Genomic DNA, 26,840 nt, shown 5'->3' on the forward strand with positions numbered 1-26,840 from the left:
TTGGTGCCTGCGCTGCCAGCCGGTCGGGCAGACGCGCGTGCGGGAGAAGGGACTTGAACCCTCACGCTCGAAAGCACAGGTACCTAAAACCTGCGTGTATACCAATTTCACCACTCCCGCGAAGAACACCCTCAGTGTAATGGCTGGGTATCAGGGCTCGAGTGCGTTACTCAGGAGTTTTTCACCAAGCGGGGCACCCGGCCCACGTGCGGCAGGTAGCGCGGAATATAACGAATCAGGATGCCCGCCCCCGCGAACCCCAGAACGCCCATGATCGCCGCAGCCAGCGGCAGCGACGCCACGGCGACAACCCCCGCCACCAGAACCGGTGCCGCGGCCGTGCCCAGGTCGCCCGTGAACCGGAAGGCCCCGAGAAACGGAGCCGGGTCGGTCTTCGGTGCGAGGTCGGCTCCGAGCGTCATGATGATGCCGCTGCCGACCCCGTTCGACAAGCCCAAGAACACGGTGAGGGCGATGAACCAGCCCACGGCTCCGTCGAGGTTGTGGGTGAACGACAGGATCACGAAGCAGATGCCCATACCCACCATTGAGGGCACGACGCTCCACAGCCGACCGAACCTGTCCATGATCTGGCCGCTCGAATAGAACAGGGCAAAGTCGAGGGCGCCTCCGATGCCGATGATCAGCGCCGTCGAACTCTCGCTGAGCCCCAGGCTGACGGCCCAGAGTGGCAGCACGACGGTGCGGCTTGCCCGCAGCGCGCCAACCAGTGTCACACCGGTGCCCACGCGCACGAGCAGCGAGCGAAACTGCACGAGGGTAGCGAACAGCCCGACAGACTCCTCGCGCACGAAGGTCTCCCCAGCATCGGGCTTCGCGAGCTTCTCGGTGGGGTCGGGAATGATGAAGAGCAGAATGATGATCGCCACACCGCACACGCCCTGAATCCAGAACACAGACTGTGACACGCCGGTCAGCGCGATGACCCCGGCCCCGAGAAAGGGCCCCACGAACCAGCCGGCCCGAAAGGTGCCGCCGAGTGTCGACAGCGCTCTGGCCCGAAACGCTGCGGGCACGAAGGTGGTCATGAAGGCGTGTCTCGCCAGGGCGAACACGGCCGCAGCGAGACCCAGTAAGAAGATGCCCGTACCGAACAACAGATTGTTCGGCGCCAGAAGGCAGAGCACGATCGCCAGAATCGACAGGATGGCGGCGTAGATCATCGACCGTCGCTCGCCGATACGGCTGACCACCCACCCGCTCGGAATATCGCCGACCAGCTCGCCGATCATGGTCATGCCCGCGATGAACCCGGCCACCGCGAGGCTCGCACCGAGGTTGCTCGCAATTGCGGGGATGACGGGGATGATCGCTCCCTCGCCGATTGCGAACAACAGCGAAGGCAAAAGAGCGGGAAGAGCAATAGACCTGAACTGGAACGCCTGCTCTGTAGTACTCATCAGCTAAGCAGTTTACGCGGGTAGGCTGGGGGATCGTGTTAGAACTCGATCTCTCCGAGCAGATCACTGCTCTCCGCTCCACCTTCGGCGACATCCGTTCGGTGGTCGACGTCGACGGCCTGAAGGTGCAGATAGCCGACCTCAGCGAGCAGGCCGGTGTTCCCGATCTTTGGAACGACACCGAGAAGGCGCAGAAGGTCACCAGCGCGCTCTCGCACCGCCAGGCCGAACTCGCGAAGATCGAAAGCATCGACTCACGGCTCGACGATCTCGAGATCATGGTCGAGCTGGCCAACGACGAGTCCGACGAAGAGTCGGCGACCGAAGCGCAGGCCGAGCTCGTCAGTCTCACGAAGGTGCTCGGCGAGCTCGAAGTGCAGACCCTGCTGAACGGCGAATACGACCCTCGGGCAGCGGTGGTCACCATCCGGGCCGGCGCGGGCGGCGTCGACGCTGCAGACTTCGCAGAGATGCTCATGCGCATGTACCTGCGCTGGGCCGAGCAGCACGGGCATCCGACCACCGTGCTCGACACGAGCTACGCCGAAGAGGCGGGTATCAAGAGCGCCACATTCGAGATCGACTCGCCCTACGCCTTCGGCACGCTGTCGGTTGAAGCCGGCACCCACCGCCTGGTGCGAATGAGCCCCTTCAACTCGGCAGGCAAGCGCCAGACCAGTTTCGCAGCGGTCGAGGTCGTTCCCCTCATCGAGCAGACCGACGTGGTCGAGGTTCCCGAGAACGACATCCGCGTCGACGTCTTTCGCTCGTCGGGTCCCGGCGGCCAGTCGGTCAACACGACCGACTCCGCCGTGCGCATCACCCACCTGCCCACCGGCATCGTGGTGAGCTGCCAGAACGAGAAGAGCCAGATTCAGAACCGGGCGGCGGCCATGCGGGTGCTGCAGTCGCGGCTGCTGCTCCTGCAGCGCGAGCAGGAGAACGCCACGAAGAAAGAGCTGGCCGGGGTCATCACGGCGAGCTGGGGCGACCAGATGCGCAGCTACGTGCTCGCGCCGTACCAGATGGTCAAAGACCTCCGCACCGACTACGAAGTGGGCAACCCCTCGCACGTGTTCGACGGCGACATCGACGGTTTCATCTCCGCCGGCATCCGGTGGCGCAAACGCAAGCAAGACTGAACGTCGGCGCGTCGCTGCGGTGAATCACATGGCCCCTGTTTAGGCTGCAAAGGCCATGATTCGATTCGACCACGTCAGTAAAAAGTACAAGGGCACGGCCAAGCCGGCGCTCAACACCATCGACCTCGAGATACTGCGGGGCGAATTCGTGTTTCTCGTCGGCGCCTCGGGTTCGGGCAAATCGAGTTTTCTGAGGCTGGTGCTGAAAGAAGACCGGCCGACGAGCGGCAACATCCACGTGCTCGGGCAAGACCTCGGGTCTATCTCGTCGCGCAAGGTGCCCTACTTCAGGCGCAACCTCGGGGTCGTCTTTCAAGACTTCCGGCTGCTGCCCAACAAGAACGTCTTCGACAACGTGGCGTTCACGCTGCAGGTCATCGGCAAGTCGCGCGGGTTCATCCAAGAAGCGGTTCCGGATGTTCTGCAGATGGTCGGGCTGGCCGAGAAGGCCAATCGCCTGCCGCACGAACTCTCGGGTGGAGAGCAGCAGCGCGTGGCCATCGCCCGTGCGGTGGTCAACAAGCCGGCCATCCTGCTCGCCGACGAACCCACGGGCAACCTCGACCCGCTCACGAGCGCCGGCATCATGAACGTGCTCGATCGCATCAACGCGGGCGGCACCACCATCATCATGGCAACGCACGACAACGCCATCGTCGACCAGATGCAGCGTCGCGTCATCGAACTCGTCGGCGGCCAGATCATTCGAGACGACCGCCAGGGCGGCTACGGCATGACGGCCGCCATCGGCTTGCAAGACAGCGGCATGACGGCCGAGATCACCCGCCCCGACCCGCTCTCGCTCCGCATGCAGGCCACGGGGGCCATCGAGCGGCCCGTGCTGCCGGTGGCTGGCGAGCCTGCTGCTGCACCTGCTTCGACTTCGTCTGCCAACGCGGTCAACTCCTCTGCGGGTCGTGAGAGTGCCGCGGTCTCGACGGGTGGCACGCCCGTCATTCCGCAGCTGAACCGCAACACGTCGTCGGTGCCCGTGGTACCGGTCGTTCCGCGCGTGCCCACCACTTCGGTTCCGGTTCAGGTATCGACACAGACCGGTCAGATATCGACTCAGACTGGTCAGGTATCGACGCAGGCCGGCTCGCACTCACAGCCGCAGGTCGGCGAACCGCCGCACTTCTTTCCGCCCGCAGCGGCTGATGTACGGCAGGCCGATACCGGCCCTGTCGAACGACTGAGCACGGTAGCTCCGGCCGATGCCGCTGCGGCACCGAATCCCGTGAACACCGTGAACGGGGCGAACACCGCGCACCCCGACGGTGACCCCGACGATCTCACCACTGGCCAGCTGAGCCTGGCCGAAAAGCTCGGCCTGCGTGCTCCCGGTGCTAACCATGACCCCGCGGCTGACCAGAATGTAGGCCCCACCTCGTGAGATTTGCACTGATTCTCGGCGAGGTCGGCACCGGCCTCCGCCGCAACATGTCGATGGTGGTGTCGGTCGTTCTCGTGACCTTCATCTCGCTCACCTTCGTGGGCGCAGCGATTCTCCTGCAGATGCAGATCGGCCAGATGAAGAACTACTGGTACGACAAAGCCCAGGTCGCGGTGTACATGTGCACGGCGACCTCGAGCGATGCGAACTGCGCCAACGGCGAGGCCACACCCGACCAGGTGGCGGCAGTGGATGCCCAACTCAAGTCGCCCACGCTGGCCCCGTTCATCCAGCAGTACTACTTCGAAGACCACCAGCAGGCCTACGACCAGTTCCAGCAGCAGTTCGCCGGCAAAGACGTGGCGAAGTACGTCACTCCCGACCTGCTCAACGAGACCTACTGGGTCAACATGGTCGACCCCCAGCAGTCCGACGTTCTCGTCGAGAGCCTCTCGGGCCTCGCGGGCGTCGACAGCGTGGTCGACCAGCGCAGCTACCTCGAACAGATCTTCTCCATTCTGAACGCGGCGAGCTACACCGCCGTCGGAATTGCTGCGCTGATGCTCGTGGCCGCCGTGCTGCTGATCGCCACCACCATCCGCCTCTCGGCGTTCTCGAGGCGGCGTGAGATCGGCATCATGAGGCTCGTGGGGGCGTCGAACAGGTTCATTCAGACACCCTTCATACTCGAGGGCGTGATCGCCGCGCTCGTGGGATCGGTTCTGGCCGGGGTCACCATCTGGGCCATTGTGCACTTCTTCGTTCAGGGCTACCTGCAACAGCTGTTGCAGTTCACGAACTTCGTCACCGAGGGTGATGCGCTGTCGATCGTGGTGCCCGTGCTCATCGTGCTGGCAGCGCTACTGGCTGCGCTCTCGGCGAAGTTCGCCATCACCCGGTACCTGAAGGTGTAGTTGCCGGGCTTCGGCCCGGTAAGCTTGAAGGCTGCCGTCAACTGAGTGCGGCATCCATCGATCTGAGGAGTAATCGTGCCACGCGAACGCGGAGAAAAGGTCGTAGCGACCAACCGCAAGGCCCGCCACGACTACACCATTGAAGACACCTTCGAGGCTGGCCTCGTGCTGACCGGCACCGAGGTCAAGTCGTTGCGCGCCGGCCGGGCCTCGCTTGTCGACGGCTACGGCTACATCGACGGAGGAGAAGCGTGGCTCGACGCCGTGCACATCCCCGAGTTCAACCAGGGCAGTTGGAACAACCACCCCGTCAGGCGCAAGCGCAAGATGCTGCTGCACAAGCACGAGATTCTGAAGATTCACAACAAGGTCAAAGAGGGCGGCTACACCCTCGTGCCGTTGCGACTGTACTTCAGCGACGGCAAGGCAAAGGTCGAACTCGCCGTGGCCAAGGGCAAGCGCGAGTACGACAAACGCCAGACCCTGCGCGAGCGCACCGACAAGCGCGAGGCCGACCGGGCCATGGGAACGCACCGCAACCTCGGCGACTGACGCCGCTGGCCAGCTCTGCTCGGGCTGACCGCGCTGGCCGTGCTGGCCGTGCTGGCCGGGCCGACCGGCTCACGCCCGTCGGCTTCGCTTCATCGGGCGGCAGAATGGGTTCATGACCCACGAGTATCAGGCGGCAATCGTCGGCGGTGGCCCTGCGGGGTTGCAGGCGGCACTCACCCTCGGGCGGATGCATGTCGACACGGTCGTGTTCGACGATGCACGCTACCGCAATGCTTCATCGGTGCGAATGGGCAATGTGCTCGGGTGGCAGAAAGCAACGCCCGAGGCCCTGCGGTCGGCTGCGCACGCCGACCTCGCCACTTATCCCTGGGTGCGGGTGGTTCGCGAGCGAGTGGAGTCTGCTCGGTGGAACGGGCCGGGTCTGGTGCTTGCCGCAGCAGGCTCGCAGTGGCGGGTCGAACGTCTCCTGATCACCAGCGGCGTCGAAGACCACCTGCTGCCCATCCCGGGCCTCCGCGAGCTGTGGGGTGACGTTGTGCTCCCGTGCCCGTACTGCCACGGGCACGAGTTCGCGCCCGGCCCGATCGCGGTTATCTCCGATGGAAGTCACGCCGAGCACGTCAGCGGCCTGTTACGCGGGCTGTCGTCTGTCGTGCCAGTCTTCGCGCCGGGAGAGGTGGCGGCGGTCACCCGCTCGCCTTCGGGGGTGAGCATCGTGTTGCGCGGCGGCGGGGTCGTCGAGGCGGCGTGCGTGTTCATTCCGCCGAACGCCGCTCCGCGCTCCGCAATCGCCGACGATCTCAGCGTTCACTGCGGCCCCGGCGGTATCGCAGTTGACGCCCTCGGGCGCACCAGCCGAGCCGGTGTGTGGGCGGCGGGCGATGTCGCAGAGCGAGCTGATCTGAGAATCCCGGCCGCCGTCATCACCGCCATGGCGTCGGGGCTCACCGCGGCCGCTGACATCGCCGCTTCGGTCGCCACAGCCCGAGTCGAGCGCCTGTCAAGCTCAGAGCGCGAGTGACTGGCCCGTCATCGTTTCTGCTCGTGACCAGAGCACGCCCGCCGTGCGGATGTCGCGGGCACGGTTGCGAGCCTCGACAACGGTGGGTTCACCCTTCAGCTGGCGCCAGCCGTCGGGGCCCCAGTACTCGCCGCCCTCGGCGAGGGGGTCTGCGGCGGCCCGCACGATGGGCAGGGCGCCGGCGTCTTTGCCCTGCGCGAAAGGGCTGAGCGCGGTGCGACGCAGCGGGTCGTAGCGCCGGGCGTTGGCGATGCCGGGTCGTGACGCGCCGAGGCCGTCGAGAGCGAACCCGGGGTGCGCCACGAGGCTGCGCGTCGGCAGGCCGGCCGCGCGAAGGCGGCGGTCGAGCTCGAAGCCGAGCAGCATGACGGCGAGCTTCGAGCGGCCATACGCGCGAAAGCTGCGGTAGTCGTCTTCGCTCATCAGGTCGTTCAGATCGAGCTCGAAGAATTCGTGGCTGATGCTGCCGAGCGACACCACGCGGGAGCCCTCGGTGGCGGCCAGCGCGGGCATCAGCTGGGCGATGAGGGCGAAGTGGCCGAGAACGTTGGTGCCGAACATCTGCTCGAAGCCGTCATCGGTGTAGCCGAGATCTGACGACCCCAGAACGCCGGCGTTCGCGATGAGACCATCGATGGGGGAGTCGCCGAGCTGCCGGGCTGCTGCTGCCACCGATTCCAGGTTGGCGAGGTTCAGCTTGACCCAGCTCACGTCACCTCGCGGTGCGCGCGACAGAATCGACGCGATGGCAGAGGTGGCTTTCTGCTCGTTGCGCGCCGCGATGACCACCGACGCCCCGCGCCGGGCCAGAAATTCGCTCGCCCAGTAACCGAGGCCTGCGGTGCCCCCCGTGACGATGAAACGTTTGCCGACCAACGAGGGCAGCCGTGCCGGGGTCCAGTGCGTTGTGCTCATGTGATCGACATTATCCGAGCATGCAGAACGAAGGGGCCGAGCGGCGGGTGCTTGCGCGAACCGGGCACACTGTGCAGTGCAGGCGAAGTTCGGGCTATACTAGAGGGCTGCATCCGGTTGCCGGATGCTCGAACGAAGTCGGCTCGCCCGGCCTTCGTGTTCACAACTCAACAGCGTGCGATAGTGGCTCACCAGGGGGATGATCGGTTTCGACATTGCCTGAGTGAGTGTGAGAAGCGGGCCGAGAACGCACGGTTATCTCGTTAACGATCCGTGCAAATTATAAGTGCCGATAAAAACAGCACTGTTGCTGCTAAGTCGACTTTCGCCCTCGCGGCCTAAGTCTCTTCTTAGCTACATATAGCAACCGTCAGACTGGGAATGCTCTCTACCCAGACCCTGGCGTAATTTAGAGAGATTGCTCCGACTCTGAGTCTCAGGGTGTCGGAGGACATGCACTGAGGCTGGGCTTGTCGGATTAGGTGCCAGTGGCACATTCCGGAGCCGAGTAGAACGCTTTCACTGGCTACACCCGTAGAAGGCACATGACCACAGCAGTGGACGGGGGTTCAATTCCCCCCATCTCCACCACCGGCCACTGTCGCACGCTGTTCGAGTCGTTCCGGCTGTTCGAGTCGTTCTGGCTGTGTGGGCCGTTCCGGCTGTTGGCGTCACCAAAAGGGGCCCCCGCCGGCTCACCTCACGTTATCGCGAGTTCATGTCTATTGCGATAAACACTCAGTTTCAAGACTGCGTGATTCTGTCGTGGTGGTGAGTTTCCGGGCTGCCCGGGATGAGTTCGGGGCTCTGGTTGGGGGCCGCGAGAAAGTAACCCAGAAAGGTGACGCCCTCCGCGGTGGCGTCGAACCTATCGATCAGCACGTCGGCGGGCTCGTAGAACACGTCACCGGCGCGGAGGATGGTTTCTGCGCCTCCGTCGACCTGGAAGACGACCGAGCCCGATTCGACTGACCCGAAGACAGGCGTGTTGTGGTGGTGCGCACCCCCGGCAACGTTCGGCTGCAGGGTGATGCGGCGAATGTGCACGGCGCCGAGGGCACGGTTGTCGAGAGGTTGCTGGAGCAGGGTGAGTCGAACGATTGGTTCTGGCATGCTCTGATTCTGCCGGAGGGGAGCCCATCTCGCTTGATGCATCGTGCCGTTCGGCTACGCGGGTGGGGCGACCTCCATCGCGGTTGTGATGGTGCGGTAGTCGGCTTCGGGAATCGTGAACAGACCGCGCCGAAAAGGGAAGCCCCAGTGCGACGGGTCAGGGATGAACGACAGCTGAGACACCAGAGGTTTCGCGTCTACTCGACGGCACGGTTCGAAGCGCGCGGCGAGCCGCCAGGGGTGAAAGTCGTCGCTCACGATCGCTTGGTACGGCTCTTCGCCGATGATGATGGCGATCGCCGTGAACTGCTGAACGGGCGAGCCGCCGTGCAACGCGGTGCGAGGGGAGTAGAAGATCATGCCGTCACCCACCCGCGGGCGGCGAAGCCGGGTGTTGGCTCCGTGGTCGGCCTGTGTGAAGCCGCCGGCGGCAGCGCCCTCAACGTGGTCGAGGCTGACGGTGTTGATCCAGAACTGGCGCTCAGGCCCGGTCATGGAGGGTCACGTGGTAGCCGTCGGGGTCGGCGAAGGTGAAGGTGAGACCGAACGGTCCGTCGATCGGTGCCGCGACGATCGGGGTGTCGGCGGCGACCAGAGCGTCGTGGATGGCCTGGACTTCGGTGGCGTGCATCCAGAGCGCGATACCCTGGCCCGGCTGCGACAGCGCGTCGAGATCGACCCCGGGCAGTACGCCGCGAACGGCGAAGGCGACCGGTTTGGTGTCGAACACCACCGCGTGGGGCGGCCCGGCTTGACGAGTGAGCCCGAGAAACGTCTCGTAGAACTCCGCGGAGCGGTGCATGTCGCGCACCTGCAGTGAAATGAAGTCGGGGCCGGTCACGGGCATCAGATGTTCTCCTCTGGGTTGTGTCAGCTAACTGACACCGATGATTCTATGTCAGAATACTGACATGAGTCAAAGCGCCATCACTCCGGGCGGCACGTCGTCGAGCGACGCTGACCGCGGTGAAACGAACTCCGAAAGAGCCGGGCTCGACCTTGATGCGTCACTCGGGTATCTGCTCAAGCAGGCGGCAAGCGTGTTGCACACGGCGATGGATGCTGTACTGCGGCCGCTCGGAATGACAATCACCCACTACGCCTGCCTCGAGCTGCTCGCGCAGCGCCCCGGACTCTCGAACTCCGACCTCGCGCGCGGCACCTTCGTGACCCGCCAGTCGATGAACACCCTGCTGCGGGCAATGGAACGCGACGGTCTCGTGAGCAGGCCCGCCCAGCCGCCTGTTGGGCGCATCCTGCCCGCCGAGCTGACCGAGCTCGGCCACCGACAGCTCGCGACCGCCAGTGCTGCCGTGAAGACGGTCGAACTGCGCATGAGAAGCAAACTCGACGCCGAGCAGCAGAGCGAACTGCGGCACCACCTCAGAAGCAGTATCGACGCGCTGACAGAGTAGTGGGCGCGCGGGTTTCGCCTCGCGGCGGGCGCGTTTTCAGTGAAGGTAGTGAACCACGATGTTGATGATGTACAGAATCGCGGCGATATAACCGATGATCATGCCCGCGATGGCAATACCGCGGCCACGCACGGTGCCCTGCTTCACGTCGCGGAGCGCCCGCCGCGCCAGCAGCACGGCGAGAACGCCCAGGATTCCGAAGACGAACAGGGAGATGCAGGCTATCGCGACGCTGGCCACCGCCTGTTTGCTCAGCGGAATCTCCGACGACGACCCGCCGAAGGCGGGCGTGGCCGCGGGCATGTTTCGTCGTGGAGTCGGGAGCGGCGGCCGGTCATCCGGTGGGAGCTGGGGCAGGTCTGTCATCGGTCGGCTCTCTTCGCCGCGACATCGCGCGCCGAGATACTCACTCTATTCGCAGGTGAACGGGTCTGCGGCCATCGTGAACCGGCGCTATCGGGTCGGTCTGGGTTTCGCCGCAGGGTGGTACATATTCATCGTGGGTTTCGCCAAGCGCCTGGGGCGCGTAGCAAAAAACGGAATCGTCGGCCCTGGCTGAAGCCGCGCCAAATGGGGCGGCGGTTTGAACGAGGGCCGCCGATTGCGGGATACAGGCGCGCAGACCGGCGCCATTGCCCATCAGGAGGCAGGGTTCGAGAAGGTTCTGAAGGCACTCGTCGAGAGCGATGCGGCCACGATGAGCACCGTTTCTGCGCTCGAATCGTCGTTGGTTCTCGGCCCTGAGCGACGGGGCAACCATGCCGCCCGGCTCAATTCGGTGACGACGCGCCGGGGTTCTGCGAGCGGTTGTACCGGGCCTGGCCGATGAGCATCTGCAGGTACGCCACCCGGTTCAGGGTGTCGGCTCGCTGCACAGCGCTGTAGACCGGAATCTGCTCGGTGAATGACTGCTCGCCCGCCTGGATGTGCACGGCGATGTACCCGCTGACCCTGGTCTCTTTCGCCAGCAGGAAGAGCAGGCTGAGTAAGAAGAACCAGATGAAGACGATCACCATGACGATGGCCCACGCGGGGGTGTGGGTGGTTGTCGCGGTCTGGTCGTGTGACGTGACGTTGACGTCGGCGAGCGGCCAGCTGCCGGCGGGTGTGACGACCCAGTAGTCGGTGGCGTTGACGTTGCCGACGCCCACGAGAAACTGGGGAGTGGGGCCCGCCTGGAACGGTTGCAGAGTCATGGGGGGAGATTATCGCAATCGCCTCTCGCGTCACGTGACGAACGTCGCCTGCCGTACCCGAAGATGCACGAACCTGTCGCGAAACGTGCGCGTGATCTGGCCGTGTTAGTGTCGCGGCGAACGCGAACCACAGCGAACCACAGCGAACCACAGCGCACGAACGCGAACGAGAGCAACGGAGAGAACACGAATGCCCACGCCCGAATTGACCCGCGACTTTCTGTACGCTCTGCCGAAGTGCGAGCTGCACCTTCACCTCGAAGGCACCCTCGAGCCCGAACTGAAGCTCGAGCTGGCGGTGCGCAACGGTGTCGACATCGGCCAGAGCACCGTCGACGAGATCACGGCGACCTACCAGTTCGACTCGCTGGCAAGCTTTCTCGGCGTCTACTATCCGGCCATGAACGTGCTCGTCGCCGAGCAGGACTTCTACGACCTCGCCATGGCGTACTTCACGCGGGCGGCCGCGAACGGCGTGCGGCACGTCGAAGCGTTCTTCGACCCGCAGGCGCACACGTCGCGCGGGGTCGCGATCGACGACGTGATTCTGGGCTACTCCCGGGCGGCTCGGGATGCTGCGGGGCTCGGTGTCTCCGCAGCGCTCATCCTCTGCTTCCTCCGTGACTTCTCGGCCGAGAGCGCCCTCGCGACCCTGACAAGCGCTCTGCCGTTCGCGGAGCACCTTGTCGGCGTCGGACTCGACTCCGACGAACGCGACAACCCCCCGGCGAAGTTCGCCGAGGTGTTCGCTCTCGCCCGCGAGGCGGGGCTGAAGCTCACCATGCACTGCGACATCGACCAGGTGGGCAGTATCGAGAACATCCGGCAAGTGCTCGAAGACATCGGCGTCGACCGCATCGACCACGGAACGAACATCGTCGAGAACCCGGAGCTCGTGGCACTGGCTATCGAGCGGGGTGTGGGGTTCACGACGTGCCCGGTGTCGAACAGCTTCGTCTCGGCCGACATGAAGGCCGACGAAATCGTGTCTCTGCTGGCGCAGGGCGCGAAGGTCATGCTGAACTCTGACGACCCGGCCTACTTCGGCGCCTATGTTGCCGACAACTATGTGGCGTTGGTCGAGAAGGCGGGCCTGTCGCCCGACGACGTGGTTCGGTTGGCGAAGAACTCCTTCGAGGCGTCGTGGCTGTCGGCCGACGAGAAGCTGCGCTACCTGGCCGAGGTCGACGCTTTTGTGGCGGCGCGCTCGGTGTAGGCGCCGGGAGGGGTCGTGGCCGGGGAGGTGCGGCGGGAGCGACCGAATGCCAGCCAGTACCCGAGGGCCACGACGATGGCGACGACGGTGCCGAGCAGGGTCTCGACCGCGCGGTCTGTGATGAGGGCTGACGTCGAGACTGGATGTGCGAGGCTCACCATGATGAGCGCGAGTGGGGTGACGAACACGAGCGCGAACCCGTAGTTGCGCACCACGAAGAGTTCGGCGACGACCTGCAGTGCCGCGACGAGCCCGATGGCCCAGAGACCCGACGGCGCGAAGAGCAGCAGCACGGAGGCGAGCGCGAGGCCGGCGACGGTTCCGAGAAGGCGGTGTGCCCCGCGCGCGAACGAGTTGCCGAGGTCGATCGCCACGAGGGGCACGATCGCAGCGACCATCGACCAGTATGGATGCCCGATACCCAGCCCCGTCGAAAGCGAGCCTGCCAGGGCGGCGGCAACGGCGAACCGCGAAATGTGCCGCAGCTCGCCGGGTCGCCGAAGTGTAGCGACAATGGCGGAGCGCACCGCGGAGCCCGCCGACTCGCGGCTACTGTTCACCGCACTGGTAGCTCCCCAAGTTGAATTTCTGACCTGCCCGGCCCGCACGCGCCCGACCTGACCCACGAGCAGCGCGAAGAGCGCCGCGCCGGCGCTCACGGTGAAGGCCAGGGCGAACTCGTTCGGCCCGGCCGGCACCGAGGCCACCGAGCAGAGCCCGAAGACGGCGAACAGCGGCCCAGGAGGCGACAGCCGGGCGGCGTCGGAGACGAACGCTACAACCAAGGCCCACACGGCTGCAACGGCAACGACGGTGTACTCGGGGTTGGGTAGCACGGCGACAACGGCACCGAGCAGCACGCTCGACACCATGATGGCGGCGGCGATGCCCTGCATGCGCAGACGCGGGGCGTAGGCGGTGTTGCGGCCGTACACCGATGTGAACGCGCCGAATGCGGCAAAGATCGACCACTCGATGTGGCCGATCGAGTACAGCACGACGAGCGGAACCAGTACCGACATGCCTGCTCGCACAGCGACCCGGTGTGCGCCCGCGTGAGCGCCGAATTCGAATAGTGACTTCATCGAAAACTATTTTACTAGTAAAATACATTGTGTGGAACCATTGACGCATCAAACTGACCGCGAAGCCGAAGCCGAGTTGCCCGGAGCAGATTCGCCCGATCTTGGGCACCCTGGGCGTCCCAGGCATGCCGACGCCGTCGACGCGATTCGCTCGGAGTGGAGCGACGTACGCCCCGACCTCGACACCGACCCGATCGGTACCTTCGGCCGAGTGCTGCGCATCGCCCGGCACCTGGCGTTGCTGAGCGACGACCTTCTCGCGGGTATCGGCATCAGCCGGGGCGAGTTCGACGTTCTCTCGGCGGTTCGCCGGGCATCCGGAGCCCCTACGCCCTCCGATCTCGCCCGAACACTGTTGGCGTCGAACGCGTCGATCACGAAGCGGCTTGTTCAGCTTGAGCGTGCCGGTCTGGCTGAGCGCCGCCGCGACAGTCGTGACGGGCGGGTGAGCACCGTCTGGCTGACGGATGCCGGGCTCAGCCTGATCGATGACGCCATGCCCCCGCAGCTCGAGTTCGATCGTCGGCTCGGCTCGGTGCTCTCGCCCGCCCAGAACGCCGAGCTCGAGGCGTCGCTTCGCATTCTGCTGCTCGAGTGCGAGCGGCTGCGAGGCGAGAGGGAGAACTCGACGGATCAGGCCGTGCAGCTGCCGGCGACAACCTGACGAAGGGCTACCCCCGACGCGAGGTCGCGGTAGGGGCGAAGAAACTGGGGATCCGACCAGTCCCACACCCGTTCGGGCTGGGCGTCGACGAGGGCGGGGGTGACGTTCCAGCAGTCGGCCGCGCGCATCAGGCCGCCGGTGGCGTTCACGAACAGTCCCCAGGCGAGCACGAGCACGACCACGCCCGCCAGAACGCGTCGCGCCACGAGCCGCCGTTCGGGCGCGCGTGATGTCAGTGCCTTCTGACTCGACGGCTCCGGGCCCGCAGCCGGCTCGACCAGCGCGTCACGGCCTGCAGCACCCGTCGCGTCACTGCCCCCACCCGGCGCGGCACGCCGCCCCAGTAGCCCGATGGCCGGCAACGCGAGGTACACGATGAACGGCACCACGTCCATCAGCAGTCGCGGCCCATACGTGAACCCGCCCGTCGACCCGTAGAACGCGATCAGCACCACCTGCGCACCGATCGCGACCACCAGTACTGCGTCGAGACCCGTGAACTGCCGGCTCCGGATGCGCAGCCACACCCCGAGCCCAGCCAACAGCACCACGGGCACGAAGAACAGCAGCCCCCTCGATGGTGATACGAGGATGAGCGCAAAGCTCTCGAAGAACCCGTACACCGGCGGGTCGGTGAGCCGGGTCGGAACGTAGTAGTACGGCGGCACCAGCGTGCCGTACTGGTTCAGCGAGAAGAGCACGAACGGGGTGGCGGCGACGAGGGCGCCGAGGAGAACGAAGGGCGTGCGGGGTCGCTGGGTGACGAGCATCCAGAGCCCCACGAGAGCGGCGAAGATCAGGTTGGTGGGTCGGGCGGCGACGGCGGCCACGAGGACAACGCCCAGAAGCGCTGCCCACGCGGGTGCCCGCGAACCGGCTCGCTGCAGGCGCTGCAGCACCAGCAGGCTGAGCGCCAGCAGCAGCATCGACACCGTCTGCTGCCAGAGCGCCCGGGAGCCCACCGACCACGCGATCGTGCCGAACGCGAACGTCAGTGCCGCGATCAGTGCCGTACGCCGCGTGGCCCACGCGTACGGCAGGTTCAGCACCACCCGCCAGAGAACCAGTGTTGTCAGCGCGACGAGCAGACTGGCCGTCGGAACCTCGATGAACCCCACCAGCGACGGGCTCGCGATCGATAGGCCCGTCGGCGGGTGGCCGAGCGCCGCGGCGATGAGGTCGCCGGGCAGGGCGAGCAGCATGGGCGGCCAGGGGAAGAACGGTACGAGGTGCCCGCCGACCGGAAGCAGGTCGCCCTGGTAGGCGAGCCCGGTGACGAGGGGATACCCCTCGAGGTGCAGGTTGCCGTGCGTGAACAACTGCCAGGCAGCGATGGCCGACAGCCGCGAGTCACCGGTCTGAGGAGTGGGGCTCACCGACTGCACGACGAAGACGACCGCGAAGAGCAGAAACGGTGTCAGCCGCGTACGTCTCATGACATTCCCCCTGTGCCGCTGTACCGCTGTACCCCTGTGCCGTTTGCAGCTGTACCCCGTGCTCACGATGTTAGCGGGTGCCGCTGCTGGCCCATCGGCCGGTGTCGCGCCCTACGGGGTCTCGGCCTGGCACGCGCCCGAGCTCACGGGGGTGGATGCACCCGCCGCCGCAACGACCGGCGCGATCTCGTTCAGCGTGAGCGCATACCCCGTCTCTGTGTCTGACGTGGAGCGAGCGAACACCACGCCGCTCACGTTGCCCGCGGTGTCGAACAGCGGCCCGCCCGAGTTGCCCGGCAGCACGGTGCCCCGCAGCGAGTAGATCTCACGGGTGACGCTCTGCTGCCCGTAGATGTCGAGCCCGGTGGCCTGCACGGTCTGCCGAACCCGGGCGGTGGCCGTTGTATATGGGCCGTTCTCGGGGTACCCGGCCACCACGGCCGAGTCGGAGGCGGCGAGCTCGGTGCCGAGAGTCAGCGGCGTGACGCCCAGGCCTGATACGGCCAGCACAGCGAGGTCGCGTTCGGGGTCGTACACCACGAGTTTCGCCTGCTGCAGGCTGGTGGAGGCGCTGGTCTGAACGTAGATGTCGGTGCCGCCGGCCACGACGTGGGCATTGGTGATGACCCGGTCTTGGCTGACAACCCAGCCGCTGCCCTCAGAGTCAGAGCCGCAGTTGGGCGCCGAAGTGAGAATCTTCACAACGCCGGAGGAGGCCGACTTCACTGCTGCGGGCACCGACGACTCGGGTGCCTGGGCGCCCGCGATGATCTCGGCGCCGTCGGCGAAGACGGTGGGAAACCCGGCACTGCCCAGCGCCGCGTCGAGCGTGCCGAGTGCTGTGGTGGCGGGCACGGGCGCCATGGTGTTCAGCACCGAGACGACCCGTGAGGCGTTCACGAGCTGGGTGGCCTGCAGCTGCCCCGTGGTGAGCAGAAACCCGGCGGCGAGCCAGACTACGACCCCCCACGAGATGAGCCCCATGGCAGCGCCGCCCAGCGAGTCGATGCCGCGCACCACCTTGACCCGACCGATCGACCGCCTGATGAGCAGCGCAATCGTGCCGAGCACGGAGGAGGCGATGACAATGCAGAGCACGAACACCACGCCGGCGGCGATGGAGCGTTGCAGCGAACTGGTCCAGCCGAACTGCACGAGCCACGTCACCACGGCCGGTGCGGCCGCTGTGGCGAACCAGGCGCCGACAACGACGCCGAGCAGTGATGCCGCCATCACCACAGCGCCGCGGCCCCAGCCCGCCCAGACGGCGAGAAGGGCTGCGACGAGAAGCACGATATCGACGACGGGTTGCATAGACCTCCAATCTGGTCGATGAAGCTGAGCGAAGGCTGCGCCGAGACCCGCAGTCGAATCAGCGCGTCGAAATTCGACGCCGAAACACCCTGCTGAATCATGACGCCGCACCGCCGCCCGAAACATGCTGTCAATATGTTCGCGCTAGCGTATTGGCGTGACGACTATTGCAGACCAGAGCCGCCAGGGTTCCGAATCCAGCCGACGAGACATTCGAGATGAGGTTGACGAAGACCTCCGCGCCGACGTTCGGCTTCTCGGCAGCCTCCTCGGCCGCGTACTCACCGAATCGGGGGGAGAGGGCCTGCTCGACGATGTCGAGAAACTGCGCGCTCTCACCATTGACGCCTATGAGCGGGAGAACAACGCGTCGATCGAAGACGCCGAGGAGCTCGTCGACTCGTTCACGCCCGCCCGCGCCGAGCAGGTGGCCCGCGCGTTCACCTGCTATTTTCACCTCAGCAACCTCGCCGAAGAGCACCACCGGGTTCGTGTTCTGCGGGCACGGGATGCGGTGGGGGAGGCGGCCCCGGCCGACTCCCTTCCGGCCGCCATCGAACGCCTCGTGGCCGAAGTCGGCACCGACGAGACCGCTGAGCGCCTTCGGCGGCTGCGCTTTCACCCGGTTCTGACCGCCCACCCGACCGAAGCGCGTCGCCGCGCCGTCGCATCCGGTATTCGCCGCATCAGCGAGCTGCTCGGCGAGCGCGACGTGACCCAGCCCGGCACCAATGCCGCCGCCGAGAACGACCGCCGGCTGCTCGAGGAGATCGATGTGCTCTGGCGCACGTCGCCGCTTCGCACGACCCGGCCCACCCCGCTCGACGAGGTGCGCACGGCCATGAACATCTTCGACCAGACGCTGTTTCAGATCGTGCCCCGCGTGTACCGGCTGCTCGACGACTGGCTGCTCGGCAACGATGCCGGCGCGAAGCCGGTCGAGGCGCCCGCGTTCATGCGCCTCGGCAGCTGGATCGGCGCCGACCGCGACGGCAACCCATTCGTCACCGCCGCCGTCACGAAGACGGCGGCCGCCATCGCCTCAGAGCACATTCTGCTCGGGCTCGAGCACGCCGCCACCCGCATCGGGCGCACGCTCACGCTCGACTCGGCCGACACTCCACCGGATGCCCGTCTGCTCGCCCTCTGGGAACGCCAGCGCAACTTCGCGGGCGAGGTGACCGCCCAGATCGGCACCCGAGCGCCGAACGAACCGCACCGCCGCGTGCTGCTCGTCATCGCCGAGCGCATCACGGCGACGCGCCTGCGCAACGCTGACCTGGCATACGCCAAGCCAGAAGAGTTGCTCGACGACCTGCGCATCATTCAGGGGTCGCTGCGCTCTGCCGGCGCCATGCGCAGCGCGAACGGCGAACTGCAGAACCTCATCTGGCAGGTCGAGACGTTCGGGTTCCACCTCGCCGAGCTCGAAGTGCGCCAGCACTCGAAGGTGCACCGCCAGGCGCTCGCCGAGATTCGCTCCGGTGGCGAGCTGAGCGACATGACCACCGAGGTGCTCGACGTCTACCGCACGATCTCGTTTCTGCAGGAGCGGTACGGGCTGAACGTCTCGCGCCGCTACATCGTGTCGTTCACGCAGTCGTCGGCCGACCTCGCGAACGTCTACGCGCTGGCTGAGGCGGCGATGGGGTCAGCCGAGGCCGCGCCCATTCTTGACGCCGTGCCGCTGTTCGAGACCTTCGACGATCTGCAGGCGAGCACCACGATTCTGGCCGAGATGATCGAGCTTCCTGCCGTGAAGGCGCGGCTCGCAGCCACCGGGCGAAAGCTCGAGGTCATGCTCGGCTACTCCGACTCGTCGAAAGACGTCGGGCCGGTCTCCGCCACCCTCGCCCTCTACTCTGCGCAGTCGAAGATCGCCCAGTGGGCGCGCGACAACGACATCGAGCTGACGCTCTTCCACGGTCGCGGGGGAGCACTCGGTCGCGGCGGTGGCCCGGCCAACGAGGCCGTTCTCGCGCAGCCTCCGGGATCGGTCGAGGGCCGGTTCAAGCTCACCGAGCAGGGCGAGGTGATCTTCGCGCAGTACGGCGACAAGACCATTGCCGCTCGGCACATCGAGCAGATGGCCGCGGCCACACTGCTCGCCTCGAGCCCGGCGAACGAGGAGGAGAACCGCCAGGCGACCGACGACTTCGCTGCGGTGGCGTCGACGATGGACGTGCGCTCGCGCGAGCGTTTCTACGAACTGATCAAGAGCGACGGTTTCGCGCCGTGGTTCGCCGAGGTGACCCCGCTCGAAGAGGTCGGGCTTCTCGCACTCGGTTCCCGCCCCGCCCGCCGCGGTCTCTCGATCGAGTCGCTCGAAGACCTGCGCGCCATTCCGTGGGTGTTCGCCTGGACCCAGGCCCGCATCAACCTCACCGGCTGGTTCGGCCTCGGCTCGGCCCTGGCCGCTGTGGGCGACGAAGCGGTGCTTCGCGACGCGTACGCCCGCTGGCCGCTGTTCACCGCCATGATCAACAACGTCGAGATGTCGCTCGCCAAGACCGACGACCGTCTCGCGCAGCGCTACCTCGCGCTCGGCGACCGTGCCGATCTGGCCGAGCTGGTGCTCGACGAGATGCGTATCACGCGCGAGTGGGTGCAGCGCACGACGGGCCACTCCGAGCTGCTAGAGGGCAGGCCCGTGCTGCGGCGAGCCGTGCGCCTGCGGAGCCCGTACGTCGACGCGCTGTCGCTGCTGCAGCTTCGTGCGTTGAAGAGTGTGCGGGCATCCGGAAGCACCGACCCGGCCGACGCACCGCACCAACTGCTGCTGCTCGCGGTCAACGGGGTTGCCGCCGGCCTTCAGAACACCGGATGATCGGGGCGGGCGTTCGGGCCCCCGACTTCGGCTGGGGGCCCGGAGCCTGACACGCGCTGCGTGGTCTAGGGAATGAGCACGATCTTGCCGCGCGTGTGGTGCTTCTCGAGCTCGACGAACGCGGCACGAACCTCGTCGAGCGGGTAGGTGGCGGCGATCTCGACCAGCACGTCGCCCGCGGCCACGAGGCGGGCTATTTCGCCGAGGGCATCCGTTGTGCTGGCGGCTGAACTGCCTTCGGCCTTGGCTCCGATTCGGCCGGCGGCCTCGAACGCGATGATGGTGTCGATACGGTCGACTGCGATGCCGAGTTCAACGGCGAGGTCGAGGTACTCGGGGCCGTACGTGTCGATGAACGCGTCGATGCCGCCCGGTGCGAGGGCGCGGATGCGGTCGGCCAGGCCGTCGCCGTACGCCACGGGCGTGACGCCCCTGGCCTCGAGCCACCCGTGGTTGGCCTCGGAGGCGATGCCGATCACGGCGGCGCCCTTCAGCTTCGCGAGCTGCACTGCGAGCGAGCCCACGCCGCCGGCCGCTGCTGAGACCACGACGGTGTCGCCCCCGGCCAGCGATACGGCGCGCACGGCCGCGAAGGCGGTGACGCCGGCGACGAACAGCGAACCGGCGACCTCCCACGACAGCTCGGCCGGCTTCGGAATCAGTTGGTGCTCGGGCACCGTCACGTATTCGGCCTGGCTCGAACGCTTCTCGCTCCAGCCCATCACCTCGTCGCCGACCGCGAAGGCGTCGACGCCGGTGCCCACTGCCACCACGACGCCGGCGAAGTCGGTGCCCTCGCCCGAGGGGAAGGTGGCAGGGAACATTTGGTCGAGGTAGCCCTGGCGAATGGCGGCCTCGCCGGGGTTGATGCCGGCGGCGCGCACCTGTACGAGTACCTCGCCGGCCGCGGGGCGCGCGACGACGACAGGGCTGATGTGCAGCACGTCGACGCCGCCGTAGTTGTCGAGCTGAACGGCGCGGGCGGTGCTCGGCACGGCGGGTGCGGCCGAGGCGGCGATGGCGCTGTCGGAGATCGAAGGTGTCGAGCTGGCGGTGGGGGTTTCGTCGGTCATGGTTCGCTCCCGGTTGGTGGTGGGTGGTTGGTGCGTGGTGGTTGATGGGTGGTGGTTGGTGCGTGGTGCGTGTGTTGGGCCGGGTCGAGCCGTCAGCGGCGCATGATGTCGGCGATCAGTTCGCCGATCAGAACGGCGGTCGCCGCCGGCCCGCGCGTGGGCACGGTGGGCAGCATCGACGTGTCGGCTACCCGGAGGCCCGCCACGCCGCGCACGAGACCGTACTGGTCGAGAACGGCAGTGGGGTCGGAGGCCAGGCCGAACGCGGCGCTGCCCGACAGGTGCAGGGCGGTGCCGAGGTTCGCGAGCATCCATTCGTCGAGGCGGTCGTCGTCGCCGAGTCGTTCGTCGTCGAGTACGCTCAGCCGGTCGAACACCCCCTCGAAAGCGGCCGAACGCAGCAGCCCCACTGCGGTGCGCACCCCTTCGCGAAGCGCCGCCCTGTCTCCCGGAGTCGATAGGTAGTCGTAGTCGATGCTCGGGTTCACGTGCGGGTCGCGTGAGAGAAGGCCCAGCCGCCCGCGCGCCTCGCCGCTCTGCAGTGACACCAGAAGGGTGAGCGGCTCGTCGGCGGGCTCGCCCGTGAGCAGGTAGTGCGTAGGCTTTAGAAACGGCAGAATCTCGAGGTCGGCGCCGCCGCCGGTACCCGAGGTTCCCACGGCGTCGGTGGGTTCTGAGTCGCCCGCCGCGCAGAAGTTGAGGCACACCGCCAGCGATTGGTGGGCCGAATAGTCGACAACACCCTGCGCTGGCCACCAGTCGACCCCGATCTGCGGGTGATCGCTGAAGCCCTGACCGACCCCCGGCGCCTCACGCACCACCGCCACGCCCGCGGCCGCCAGCTCTGCTACCGGCCCGATGCCCGAGAGCATCAGCAGGTGCGGCGTCTTCACGCTTCCCGCCGACAGCACGATCTCGTCGGCGTAGAGCGTGCTGACCGCATTCTTGTGCTCGACCTCGACACCCACCGCACGGGGTTCGGATGCCCGGCCTGCCTGCTGCGCCTCGAACACCACCCGGCGCACGAACGTGTCACCCTGCACGGTGAGATTCGGCCTCGATCGCACGGGTTCGATGTAGGCCAGCCCCGTGTTCCAGCGCGTGGTACCCGACACGTTCATCGGTAGCGGGCCGCAGCCCGCGGCGCCCTGGTCGTTCTTGTCGGGCTCGGCGGAAAAGCCCGCCGCCAGCGTAGCGGCGGTGAATGCGACGACAACCGGTGAGTGCTGTGGTGGGCGACTCACGAGCATCGGCCCCGAGCCGCCGTGCACCGCGGTGTCGCCGAACTGCTGGTCTTCTTCGAGGCGGCGGTAGAGCGGCAGAACGCGCTCGAACGCCCACTCATCGTTGCCGCCGGCCGACCAGGCGTCGAAGTCGGCCCGGCGGGCCCGCACGAAGTAGCTGCCGTTGATGCTGGTGGAGCCGCCGAGAATGCGGCCGCGGGCGATGGTGTACGGCCGGTCTGCAGTGAGGTGAGCGTCGAACGACCAGTTTTCGAGGTGGCCGGGTACGGCCCCTCGCACGGTGTCGGCGTCGACAAGATCGGCCGGAAAATCGTGGGCAAACGGTACCGGACCGGCTTCGAGCAGCAGAACCTCACGCCAGGAGTCTTCGCTCAGCCTCGCGGCCAGAGCTGCGCCGCTGGCGCCCGCTCCCACCACGATCACGCGCGTCGGTCGGCCGCGCGCGCCCTCAGTCGGCGTGCCTGCCATCTCGGCCACCCGCATCCGGTACACCAACCGCATTCGCCGCGCCGCCCGCGTCGGACGCCCCACTCGCCGCGCGCGCAGTGCCAGCACCCGCACCCGCGCTGGCGCCAGCGAACGACAGCCGCACCATCTCGAACGCCGACGACAGCAGCGTCGGCAGATCGGCGTCGAGCTCTTTCAGCCACTGCTCGTATGCCGACAGCGACACCCCGAGCACGGCCCATGCGATGGCCTGCGGCTCGAGGCTGTCGCTCGGCACTCGCATGCGTTCGGCTGCGTAGTCGGCGACCACCTGGCGCCACGCCGCGTAGCGCAGCGTCGAGTGTGCCACGAGCGTCGGAACCGTGAGCAGCAGCTCCATGCGGCGCCGGTGGTAGGTGATCTCCGCCGGAGGCAACCGGTTGAACTCGATGACCGCCATGCAGAGGGCGTCGATCAACGGCAGTTCGGTCGGCAGCGACGCGAGAAACGCGCGCATCGAGGCGAGCTGGGTCTCGAAGTCGCCCCAGGGCAGGTCGTTCTTCGACGAGAAGTACCGAAAGAACGTGCGGCGGCCGATGCCTGCCGCCGAGGCGATGTCGTCGACCGTCGTGTTGTCAAAGCCGTGCTCGACGAACAGTGTGAGCGCGATATGGCTCAGTTCGGCCTGTGAGGTCGACGGTTGCCGGCCGAGACGTACTGTCGACATTCTCTGCCCCTTCCTGCTCGTCGCTCTTCCATTCGGCACTCGGTGCCATTAGCATCTTCTCATCACAGACATTCGCCAACGGGGGTGATGTCGAGCAAAAGGAGAATCCCTTGAGCACCAGTGAACGTGTCATTGTTTCAGAAGCCGCCGTTTCAGAAGCCGCCGTGACCGAAAGCGACGTGAACGGCGAGCAGCACTCGGTCGCAGAGCCTGTTTTCGAACACGATTCCCTCGTCGAAGAAGTCTCCATCGATGGCATGTGTGGCGTCTATTGATTCTTTCACTCGTGATTTCTCCCATCGTAAGCCGCTGAGATGGTCACGCTCGATCTCGACACCGCATGGGATCTGCATCCCCAGGTGTCGGTGAGACCCGAGCCGTTCGGTGCCCTGCTCTACCACTTCGGCACCCGAAAGCTCTCGTTCCTGAAAGACCGCACCCTGCTGAGCGTCGTGCAGTCGCTCTCTGCTGCTCCCAGCGCCCGCGACGCGTGCACCGGCGCCGGTATCAGTGCAGCCGACCTGCCCCGCTACCAGCAGGCCCTCGGCACCCTCCTTGCTTCGTCAATGCTCGTCGAGAGGGCATCGTGACCATTCTTGAATCCCGACCGAATGCCCGTTCTGCCTTCGGCGCTCCCGCCGGCACCGCGGCCGCACCGCCGAAGCCTGGCCGTCTCGTCGACCTGTTCGAATACGGCCTCGACTCACCCATCTGCCTGACCTGGGAGCTGACCTACGCCTGCAACCTCTCGTGTGTGCACTGCCTGTCGAGTTCGGGCCGCCGCGACCCGCGCGAGCTGACCACCGACGAGTGCAAGGCCGTCATTGACGAGCTCGAACGTATGCAGGTGTTCTACGTGAACATCGGCGGCGGCGAGCCCACGGTTCGCCCCGACTTCTGGGAGCTCGTCGACTACGCCTCCGAACACCATGTCGGCGTCAAGTTCTCGACGAACGGCGTGAAGATCACTCCCGAGGTCGCCCAGCGGCTGGTCGACAGCGACTACGTCGACGTGCAGATCTCGCTCGACGGAGCCACTGCCGAAGTCAACGACCACGTGCGCGGCCCGGGGTCGTACGACACGGCCATGCGGGCCATGCAGAACCTGTTCGACGCGGGGTTCGAAAACTTCAAGATCTCGGTGGTCTGCACCCGCCAGAACCTGCCGCAGCTCGACGAGTTCAAGGCCATCGCCGACAAATACAAAGCGCAGTTGCGACTGACCCGGCTGCGGCCATCCGGTCGCGGCGCCGATGTGTGGGAAGAACTGCACCCCCTGGCGAGCCAGCAGCGGGGCCTCTACGACTGGCTGGTCGCGCACGGCGACAACGTGCTCACGGGCGATTCGTTCTTTCACCTCTCGGCGTACGGTGAGGCTCTTCCCGGCCTGAACCTCTGCGGCGCGGGCCGCGTTGTGTGCCTCATCGACCCCGTCGGCGACGTGTATGCCTGCCCTTTCGCGATTCACGACGACTTTCTCGCCGGCAATGTGCGCTCGGAGGGCGGCTTTCAGCAGGTCTGGCGGCACTCCGACCTCTTTCAGAAGCTCCGCACCCCGCAGACCGGCGGCGCCTGCACCTCGTGCGGGTTCTTCGACACCTGCCGCGGGGGCTGCATGGCAGCGAAGTTCTTCACCGGCCTGCCGCTCGACGGGCCCGACCCCGAATGCGTGCGCGGCTTCGGCGAAGACGCGCTCACGAAACGCAAAGAGGTCGACTCCATTCCGAAGCCCGACGGCGATCACTCGCACCGCATTCCGCGAGAGCCCCGAAGCGCGGGTTCGCGCCCGGTGAGCCTCACCCTGTCGCTGCGCCGGCCCGAATCCCCACCCGTCAGCGCGTGCGAAGACAATCCGCTGGCGGGTTTTCGGCCCTGATCCGAGCGCCGCGTGGCACAAGCTTCGGGCAGCAGACGTCTGCCCGTCGTAAAGAAATGCGAGAGAAGGTGCACGCAATGGGGCGTGTAGAAGGAAAAGTAGCGTTTGTCTCCGGGGCCGCCCGGGGTCAGGGTCGAAGCCACGCATTGCGGCTCGCCCAAGAGGGTGCCGACATCATCGCGGTCGACATCTGTGGCCAGATCGGCAGTGTTCCGTACGCCATGTCGACTCCGGATGACCTTGCCGAGACCATTCGCCAGATCGAAGCCCTCGACCGGCGAATCGTGGCCACGCAGGCCGATGTTCGTGACTTCGGCGCGGTCAAAGCAGCCGTCGACAAGGGAGTGGCTGAGCTCGGCCGCCTCGACATCGTCAGTGCCAACGCCGGAATCTTCAGCTTCGGCACCATGGAAGAACTCTCTGACGAGCTGTTCGACGACATGATCGCGGTCAACCTCACGGGAGTGTGGAAGACGGTGAAGGCGGCGATCCCGCACATCAAGGCCGGGGGCAGGGGAGGCTCGATCATCCTGACCAGTTCGACGGCCGGGCTCGAGGCCATACCGAACATCGGCCACTACGTTGCGGCCAAGCACGGGGTGGTGGGGCTCATGCGCACCCTTGCGCTCGAGTTGGCGCCCGACTTCATCAGGGTCAACTCGGTGCACCCGACCTCGGTGAACACCGACATGATTCAGAACGCGGCGACCTATGAGTTGTTCGCACCCGACTTGGCGCCCGAAGAGCGCACGGCCGAAGTGCTGGCGCCACGGTTTCAGACCATGAACACCCTGCCCATTCCGTGGGTCGAGCCGGTCGACATCTCGAACGCGGTGCTCTGGCTCGCCTCAGACGAGTCGCGCTACGTCACCGGAATCACTCTGCCCGTCGACGCCGGAGAACTGCTGAAGTGAGTCTCGTCAGAGACACGCGGGCGAGGGTCGCCTCGCACCTCGTCGGCCGCGAACGTGAGCTCGAACTCACGCTCGCGGCCGTCGCGGCCGGGCGCGACATCGTGCTCGAGGGGCCGCCCGGTACGAGTAAGACCACCATGCTGAAGGCGATCACCTCGGAGTGGGGCATTCCGCTGCTGTTCGTCGAGGGCAACGCCGATTTGACCCCCGCGAAGCTCGTGGGGCACCACAACCCGGCCCGCGTGCTGCGGGAAGACTACAGCGCCGACAACTTCGTGCCCGGCCCGTTGGTCGAGGCGATGCGCGATGGTGGGTTTCTCTACATCGAGGAGTTCAACCGCGCCCCCGAAGACACCCTGAACACCCTCCTCACCGCCATGGCCGACCGCTCGATCTCCATTCCACGCGTGGGTACCATCGTGGCAGCCCCCACCTTCCGGGTGATCGCCTCGATGAACCCCTACGACAACGTGGGTACCACGCGCCTCTCTACGAGTGTGCACGACCGGCTGAACAGGCTGGCCGTCGACTACCAAGACGCCGCAGCCGAACGCGGAATCGTGTCGCTGCGAACGGTGACTGCGCGCAACGAGGGCACCGGGCTCGGTTCGAGGCTCATCGCCGACGCGGTGGCTGTGACGAGGGCAACACGCGGGCATCCGGATGTTCGGCAGGGTTCGAGTGTTCGCGGAGCCATCGACTGTGTTCTCGTGGCGCTGCAGCTCGGCGAACTGCGTGGCATCGATGCTGCTGGCGCTGGCGGGAATGCGCGGGGCGGCGATGTCGACGCCGAGCAGGCCTACCGCGAACTCGTCTACGACGCCATGGTCGTGTCGCTCTCAGGGCGAATCCACCTCGACGAAGCCATCGAGGCGACACCCGAACAGGTGCTGCGGGAGATCTGGGAAGACCACTTCATTCTCGAGCCGGCGGCCGCCGCGCCCGGCTGAAGGGAGATCGAGGCCGAATCACCGCTCAGCCGAAAAGCTGACCGG

At 66.4% G+C, this 26,840-nt stretch carries 27 protein-coding genes, 1 tRNA gene and 1 other RNA gene; 15 read left to right on the plus strand and 14 right to left on the minus strand.

Annotated elements, in window-relative coordinates; translation table 11 throughout:
• Positions 1-38: 38 nt before the first annotated feature.
• Both D4765_RS10525 and D4765_RS10530 read right to left on the minus strand, forming a co-directional pair.
• A tRNA-Leu gene (locus D4765_RS10525) sits at positions 39-120 on the minus strand.
• Between the two features lie 50 nt (positions 121-170).
• Positions 171-1,421, minus strand: a complete 1,251-nt coding sequence (locus tag D4765_RS10530; protein WP_136642259.1) for an MFS transporter — start codon at positions 1,419-1,421, stop codon at positions 171-173.
• 35 nt (positions 1,422-1,456) lie between these two features.
• Here D4765_RS10530 and prfB point away from each other — a divergent pair, with 35 nt between their 5' ends.
• The 5 genes from prfB to D4765_RS10555 all read left to right on the plus strand — a co-directional run bounded on the left by prfB (position 1,457) and on the right by D4765_RS10555 (position 6,404).
• Entirely contained in the window at positions 1,457-2,563 is a 1,107-nt protein-coding gene (prfB, locus tag D4765_RS10535; protein ID WP_136642260.1) for a peptide chain release factor 2, read from the plus strand.
• 55 nt (positions 2,564-2,618) lie between these two features.
• Positions 2,619-3,956 (plus strand): cell division ATP-binding protein FtsE, encoded by a 1,338-nt coding sequence (gene ftsE, locus D4765_RS10540; protein ID WP_136642261.1) that lies wholly within the window; start codon positions 2,619-2,621, stop codon positions 3,954-3,956.
• Positions 3,953-4,870: a permease-like cell division protein FtsX gene (gene ftsX, locus D4765_RS10545; RefSeq protein WP_136642262.1), complete on the plus strand. Its 918-nt coding sequence runs from the start codon at positions 3,953-3,955 to the stop codon at positions 4,868-4,870. The genes ftsE and ftsX overlap by 4 nt, the downstream gene beginning before the upstream one ends.
• Positions 4,871-4,945: 75 nt before the next feature.
• Entirely contained in the window at positions 4,946-5,422 is a 477-nt protein-coding gene (smpB, locus tag D4765_RS10550; protein ID WP_136642263.1) for an SsrA-binding protein SmpB, read from the plus strand.
• A gap of 112 nt (positions 5,423-5,534) precedes the next feature.
• On the plus strand, positions 5,535-6,404 hold the full coding sequence (locus D4765_RS10555) for an NAD(P)/FAD-dependent oxidoreductase (protein ID WP_136642264.1): 870 nt from the start codon (positions 5,535-5,537) through the stop codon (positions 6,402-6,404).
• Here the strand turns inward: D4765_RS10555 and D4765_RS10560 are convergent.
• On the minus strand, positions 6,390-7,319 hold the full coding sequence (locus D4765_RS10560; RefSeq protein WP_136642265.1) for an SDR family NAD(P)-dependent oxidoreductase: 930 nt from the start codon (positions 7,317-7,319) through the stop codon (positions 6,390-6,392). The two genes, D4765_RS10555 and D4765_RS10560, sit on opposite strands and share 15 nt — an antisense overlap.
• A gap of 195 nt (positions 7,320-7,514) precedes the next feature.
• On the opposite strand from D4765_RS10560, the gene ssrA reads away from it, so the two are divergent.
• Positions 7,515-7,910, plus strand: a transfer-messenger RNA (tmRNA) gene (gene ssrA, locus D4765_RS10565).
• A 153-nt stretch (positions 7,911-8,063) separates the two neighbouring features.
• Here the strand turns inward: ssrA and D4765_RS10570 are convergent.
• The 3 genes from D4765_RS10570 to D4765_RS10580 are packed head-to-tail and all read right to left on the minus strand — an operon-like array spanning position 8,064 to position 9,279.
• Entirely contained in the window at positions 8,064-8,432 is a 369-nt protein-coding gene (locus tag D4765_RS10570; protein WP_161580414.1) for a cupin domain-containing protein, read from the minus strand.
• A 54-nt stretch (positions 8,433-8,486) separates the two neighbouring features.
• Positions 8,487-8,927, minus strand: coding sequence for an EVE domain-containing protein (locus tag D4765_RS10575; RefSeq protein WP_136642267.1), 441 nt, complete (start codon positions 8,925-8,927; stop codon positions 8,487-8,489).
• The gene (locus D4765_RS10580) at positions 8,914-9,279 is read right to left on the minus strand and encodes a VOC family protein (RefSeq protein WP_136642268.1); all 366 of its coding nucleotides are present in this window, start codon (positions 9,277-9,279) and stop codon (positions 8,914-8,916) included. Before D4765_RS10580 ends, D4765_RS10575 begins: the two co-directional genes overlap by 14 nt.
• Positions 9,280-9,343: 64 nt before the next feature.
• On the opposite strand from D4765_RS10580, the gene D4765_RS10585 reads away from it, so the two are divergent.
• Positions 9,344-9,847 (plus strand): MarR family winged helix-turn-helix transcriptional regulator, encoded by a 504-nt coding sequence (locus D4765_RS10585; RefSeq protein ID WP_136642269.1) that lies wholly within the window; start codon positions 9,344-9,346, stop codon positions 9,845-9,847.
• 36 nt (positions 9,848-9,883) lie between these two features.
• Here the strand turns inward: D4765_RS10585 and D4765_RS10590 are convergent, their stop codons facing one another.
• Together D4765_RS10590 and D4765_RS10595 are read right to left on the minus strand one after the other, a co-directional pair.
• Positions 9,884-10,213 carry a DUF4190 domain-containing protein gene (locus D4765_RS10590; protein WP_136642270.1) on the minus strand — a complete coding sequence of 110 codons (330 nt, stop codon included), beginning with the start codon at positions 10,211-10,213 and terminating at the stop codon, positions 9,884-9,886.
• Positions 10,214-10,617: 404 nt separating this feature from the next.
• Positions 10,618-11,043 (minus strand): hypothetical protein, encoded by a 426-nt coding sequence (locus tag D4765_RS10595; RefSeq protein ID WP_136642271.1) that lies wholly within the window; start codon positions 11,041-11,043, stop codon positions 10,618-10,620.
• Positions 11,044-11,233: 190 nt separating this feature from the next.
• On the opposite strand from D4765_RS10595, the gene add reads away from it, so the two are divergent.
• On the plus strand, positions 11,234-12,259 hold the full coding sequence (gene add / locus D4765_RS10600; RefSeq protein ID WP_136642272.1) for an adenosine deaminase: 1,026 nt from the start codon (positions 11,234-11,236) through the stop codon (positions 12,257-12,259).
• On the opposite strand, the gene D4765_RS10605 is transcribed toward add, so the two are convergent.
• Positions 12,214-13,344, minus strand: a complete 1,131-nt coding sequence (locus D4765_RS10605; RefSeq protein ID WP_136642273.1) for an FUSC family protein — start codon at positions 13,342-13,344, stop codon at positions 12,214-12,216. The genes add and D4765_RS10605 overlap by 46 nt on opposite strands.
• A gap of 31 nt (positions 13,345-13,375) precedes the next feature.
• On the opposite strand from D4765_RS10605, the gene D4765_RS10610 reads away from it, so the two are divergent.
• A complete protein-coding gene (locus D4765_RS10610; RefSeq protein WP_161580415.1) occupies positions 13,376-14,008 on the plus strand; it encodes a MarR family winged helix-turn-helix transcriptional regulator in 633 nt (210 codons plus the stop codon).
• Here the strand turns inward: D4765_RS10610 and D4765_RS10615 are convergent.
• Both D4765_RS10615 and D4765_RS10620 read right to left on the minus strand, forming a co-directional pair.
• Positions 13,978-15,444 carry a hypothetical protein gene (locus D4765_RS10615; protein WP_136642275.1) on the minus strand — a complete coding sequence of 489 codons (1,467 nt, stop codon included), beginning with the start codon at positions 15,442-15,444 and terminating at the stop codon, positions 13,978-13,980. The genes D4765_RS10610 and D4765_RS10615 overlap by 31 nt on opposite strands.
• A gap of 111 nt (positions 15,445-15,555) precedes the next feature.
• Positions 15,556-16,758, minus strand: a complete 1,203-nt coding sequence (locus D4765_RS10620; protein ID WP_136642276.1) for a MarP family serine protease — start codon at positions 16,756-16,758, stop codon at positions 15,556-15,558.
• A gap of 157 nt (positions 16,759-16,915) precedes the next feature.
• On the opposite strand from D4765_RS10620, the gene D4765_RS10625 reads away from it, so the two are divergent.
• Positions 16,916-19,585, plus strand: a complete 2,670-nt coding sequence (locus D4765_RS10625) for a phosphoenolpyruvate carboxylase (RefSeq protein WP_420824534.1) — start codon at positions 16,916-16,918, stop codon at positions 19,583-19,585.
• Between the two features lie 65 nt (positions 19,586-19,650).
• Here the strand turns inward: D4765_RS10625 and D4765_RS10630 are convergent, their stop codons facing one another.
• From D4765_RS10630 to mftR, 3 genes are all read right to left on the minus strand, one after another.
• Positions 19,651-20,658, minus strand: coding sequence for an NADP-dependent oxidoreductase (locus tag D4765_RS10630; protein ID WP_136642277.1), 1,008 nt, complete (start codon positions 20,656-20,658; stop codon positions 19,651-19,653).
• Positions 20,659-20,750: 92 nt separating this feature from the next.
• Positions 20,751-22,370 carry a mycofactocin dehydrogenase MftG gene (mftG, locus tag D4765_RS10635; RefSeq protein ID WP_136642278.1) on the minus strand — a complete coding sequence of 540 codons (1,620 nt, stop codon included), beginning with the start codon at positions 22,368-22,370 and terminating at the stop codon, positions 20,751-20,753.
• The gene (mftR, locus tag D4765_RS10640) at positions 22,351-23,055 is read right to left on the minus strand and encodes a mycofactocin system transcriptional regulator (protein WP_136642279.1); all 705 of its coding nucleotides are present in this window, start codon (positions 23,053-23,055) and stop codon (positions 22,351-22,353) included. The genes mftG and mftR overlap by 20 nt, the downstream gene beginning before the upstream one ends.
• A gap of 110 nt (positions 23,056-23,165) precedes the next feature.
• On the opposite strand from mftR, the gene mftA reads away from it, so the two are divergent.
• From mftA to D4765_RS10665, 5 genes are all read left to right on the plus strand, one after another.
• Positions 23,166-23,330, plus strand: a complete 165-nt coding sequence (mftA, locus tag D4765_RS19465) for a mycofactocin precursor MftA (RefSeq protein WP_201799286.1) — start codon at positions 23,166-23,168, stop codon at positions 23,328-23,330.
• A gap of 39 nt (positions 23,331-23,369) precedes the next feature.
• Positions 23,370-23,645 (plus strand): mycofactocin biosynthesis chaperone MftB, encoded by a 276-nt coding sequence (gene mftB / locus D4765_RS10650; RefSeq protein ID WP_136642280.1) that lies wholly within the window; start codon positions 23,370-23,372, stop codon positions 23,643-23,645.
• Positions 23,642-24,931 (plus strand): mycofactocin radical SAM maturase, encoded by a 1,290-nt coding sequence (gene mftC, locus D4765_RS10655; RefSeq protein WP_136642281.1) that lies wholly within the window; start codon positions 23,642-23,644, stop codon positions 24,929-24,931. Before mftB ends, mftC begins: the two co-directional genes overlap by 4 nt.
• A 77-nt stretch (positions 24,932-25,008) precedes the next feature.
• Positions 25,009-25,845, plus strand: coding sequence for a mycofactocin-coupled SDR family oxidoreductase (locus D4765_RS10660; RefSeq protein ID WP_136642282.1), 837 nt, complete (start codon positions 25,009-25,011; stop codon positions 25,843-25,845).
• Positions 25,842-26,795, plus strand: a complete 954-nt coding sequence (locus tag D4765_RS10665; RefSeq protein ID WP_136642283.1) for an AAA family ATPase — start codon at positions 25,842-25,844, stop codon at positions 26,793-26,795. Before D4765_RS10660 ends, D4765_RS10665 begins: the two co-directional genes overlap by 4 nt.
• Positions 26,796-26,840: the final 45 nt, after the last annotated feature.

The organism is Subtercola vilae, assembly GCF_004923255.1.
GTDB classification, from domain to species: Bacteria; Actinomycetota; Actinomycetes; order Actinomycetales; family Microbacteriaceae; genus Subtercola; species Subtercola vilae.

Coding starts and splice junctions, on each gene's coding strand:
- D4765_RS10530 (WP_136642259.1), bottom strand. CDS start 1,421: ATGAGTACTACAGAGCAGGCGTTCCAGTTCAGGTCTATTGCTCTTCCC.
- ftsE (WP_136642261.1), top strand. CDS start 2,619: ATGATTCGATTCGACCACGTCAGTAAAAAGTACAAGGGCACGGCCAAG.
- D4765_RS10555 (WP_136642264.1), top strand. CDS start 5,535: ATGACCCACGAGTATCAGGCGGCAATCGTCGGCGGTGGCCCTGCGGGG.
- D4765_RS10560 (WP_136642265.1), bottom strand. CDS start 7,319: ATGAGCACAACGCACTGGACCCCGGCACGGCTGCCCTCGTTGGTCGGC.
- D4765_RS10570 (WP_161580414.1), bottom strand. CDS start 8,432: ATGCCAGAACCAATCGTTCGACTCACCCTGCTCCAGCAACCTCTCGAC.
- D4765_RS10575 (WP_136642267.1), bottom strand. CDS start 8,927: ATGACCGGGCCTGAGCGCCAGTTCTGGATCAACACCGTCAGCCTCGAC.
- D4765_RS10580 (WP_136642268.1), bottom strand. CDS start 9,279: ATGCCCGTGACCGGCCCCGACTTCATTTCACTGCAGGTGCGCGACATG.
- D4765_RS10585 (WP_136642269.1), top strand. CDS start 9,344: ATGAGTCAAAGCGCCATCACTCCGGGCGGCACGTCGTCGAGCGACGCT.
- D4765_RS10590 (WP_136642270.1), bottom strand. CDS start 10,213: ATGACAGACCTGCCCCAGCTCCCACCGGATGACCGGCCGCCGCTCCCG.
- D4765_RS10595 (WP_136642271.1), bottom strand. CDS start 11,043: ATGACTCTGCAACCGTTCCAGGCGGGCCCCACTCCCCAGTTTCTCGTG.
- add (WP_136642272.1), top strand. CDS start 11,234: ATGCCCACGCCCGAATTGACCCGCGACTTTCTGTACGCTCTGCCGAAG.
- D4765_RS10605 (WP_136642273.1), bottom strand. CDS start 13,344: ATGAAGTCACTATTCGAATTCGGCGCTCACGCGGGCGCACACCGGGTC.
- D4765_RS10615 (WP_136642275.1), bottom strand. CDS start 15,444: ATGAGACGTACGCGGCTGACACCGTTTCTGCTCTTCGCGGTCGTCTTC.
- D4765_RS10620 (WP_136642276.1), bottom strand. CDS start 16,758: ATGCAACCCGTCGTCGATATCGTGCTTCTCGTCGCAGCCCTTCTCGCC.
- D4765_RS10630 (WP_136642277.1), bottom strand. CDS start 20,658: ATGACCGACGAAACCCCCACCGCCAGCTCGACACCTTCGATCTCCGAC.
- mftG (WP_136642278.1), bottom strand. CDS start 22,370: ATGGCAGGCACGCCGACTGAGGGCGCGCGCGGCCGACCGACGCGCGTG.
- mftR (WP_136642279.1), bottom strand. CDS start 23,055: ATGTCGACAGTACGTCTCGGCCGGCAACCGTCGACCTCACAGGCCGAA.
- mftB (WP_136642280.1), top strand. CDS start 23,370: ATGGTCACGCTCGATCTCGACACCGCATGGGATCTGCATCCCCAGGTG.
- D4765_RS10660 (WP_136642282.1), top strand. CDS start 25,009: ATGGGGCGTGTAGAAGGAAAAGTAGCGTTTGTCTCCGGGGCCGCCCGG.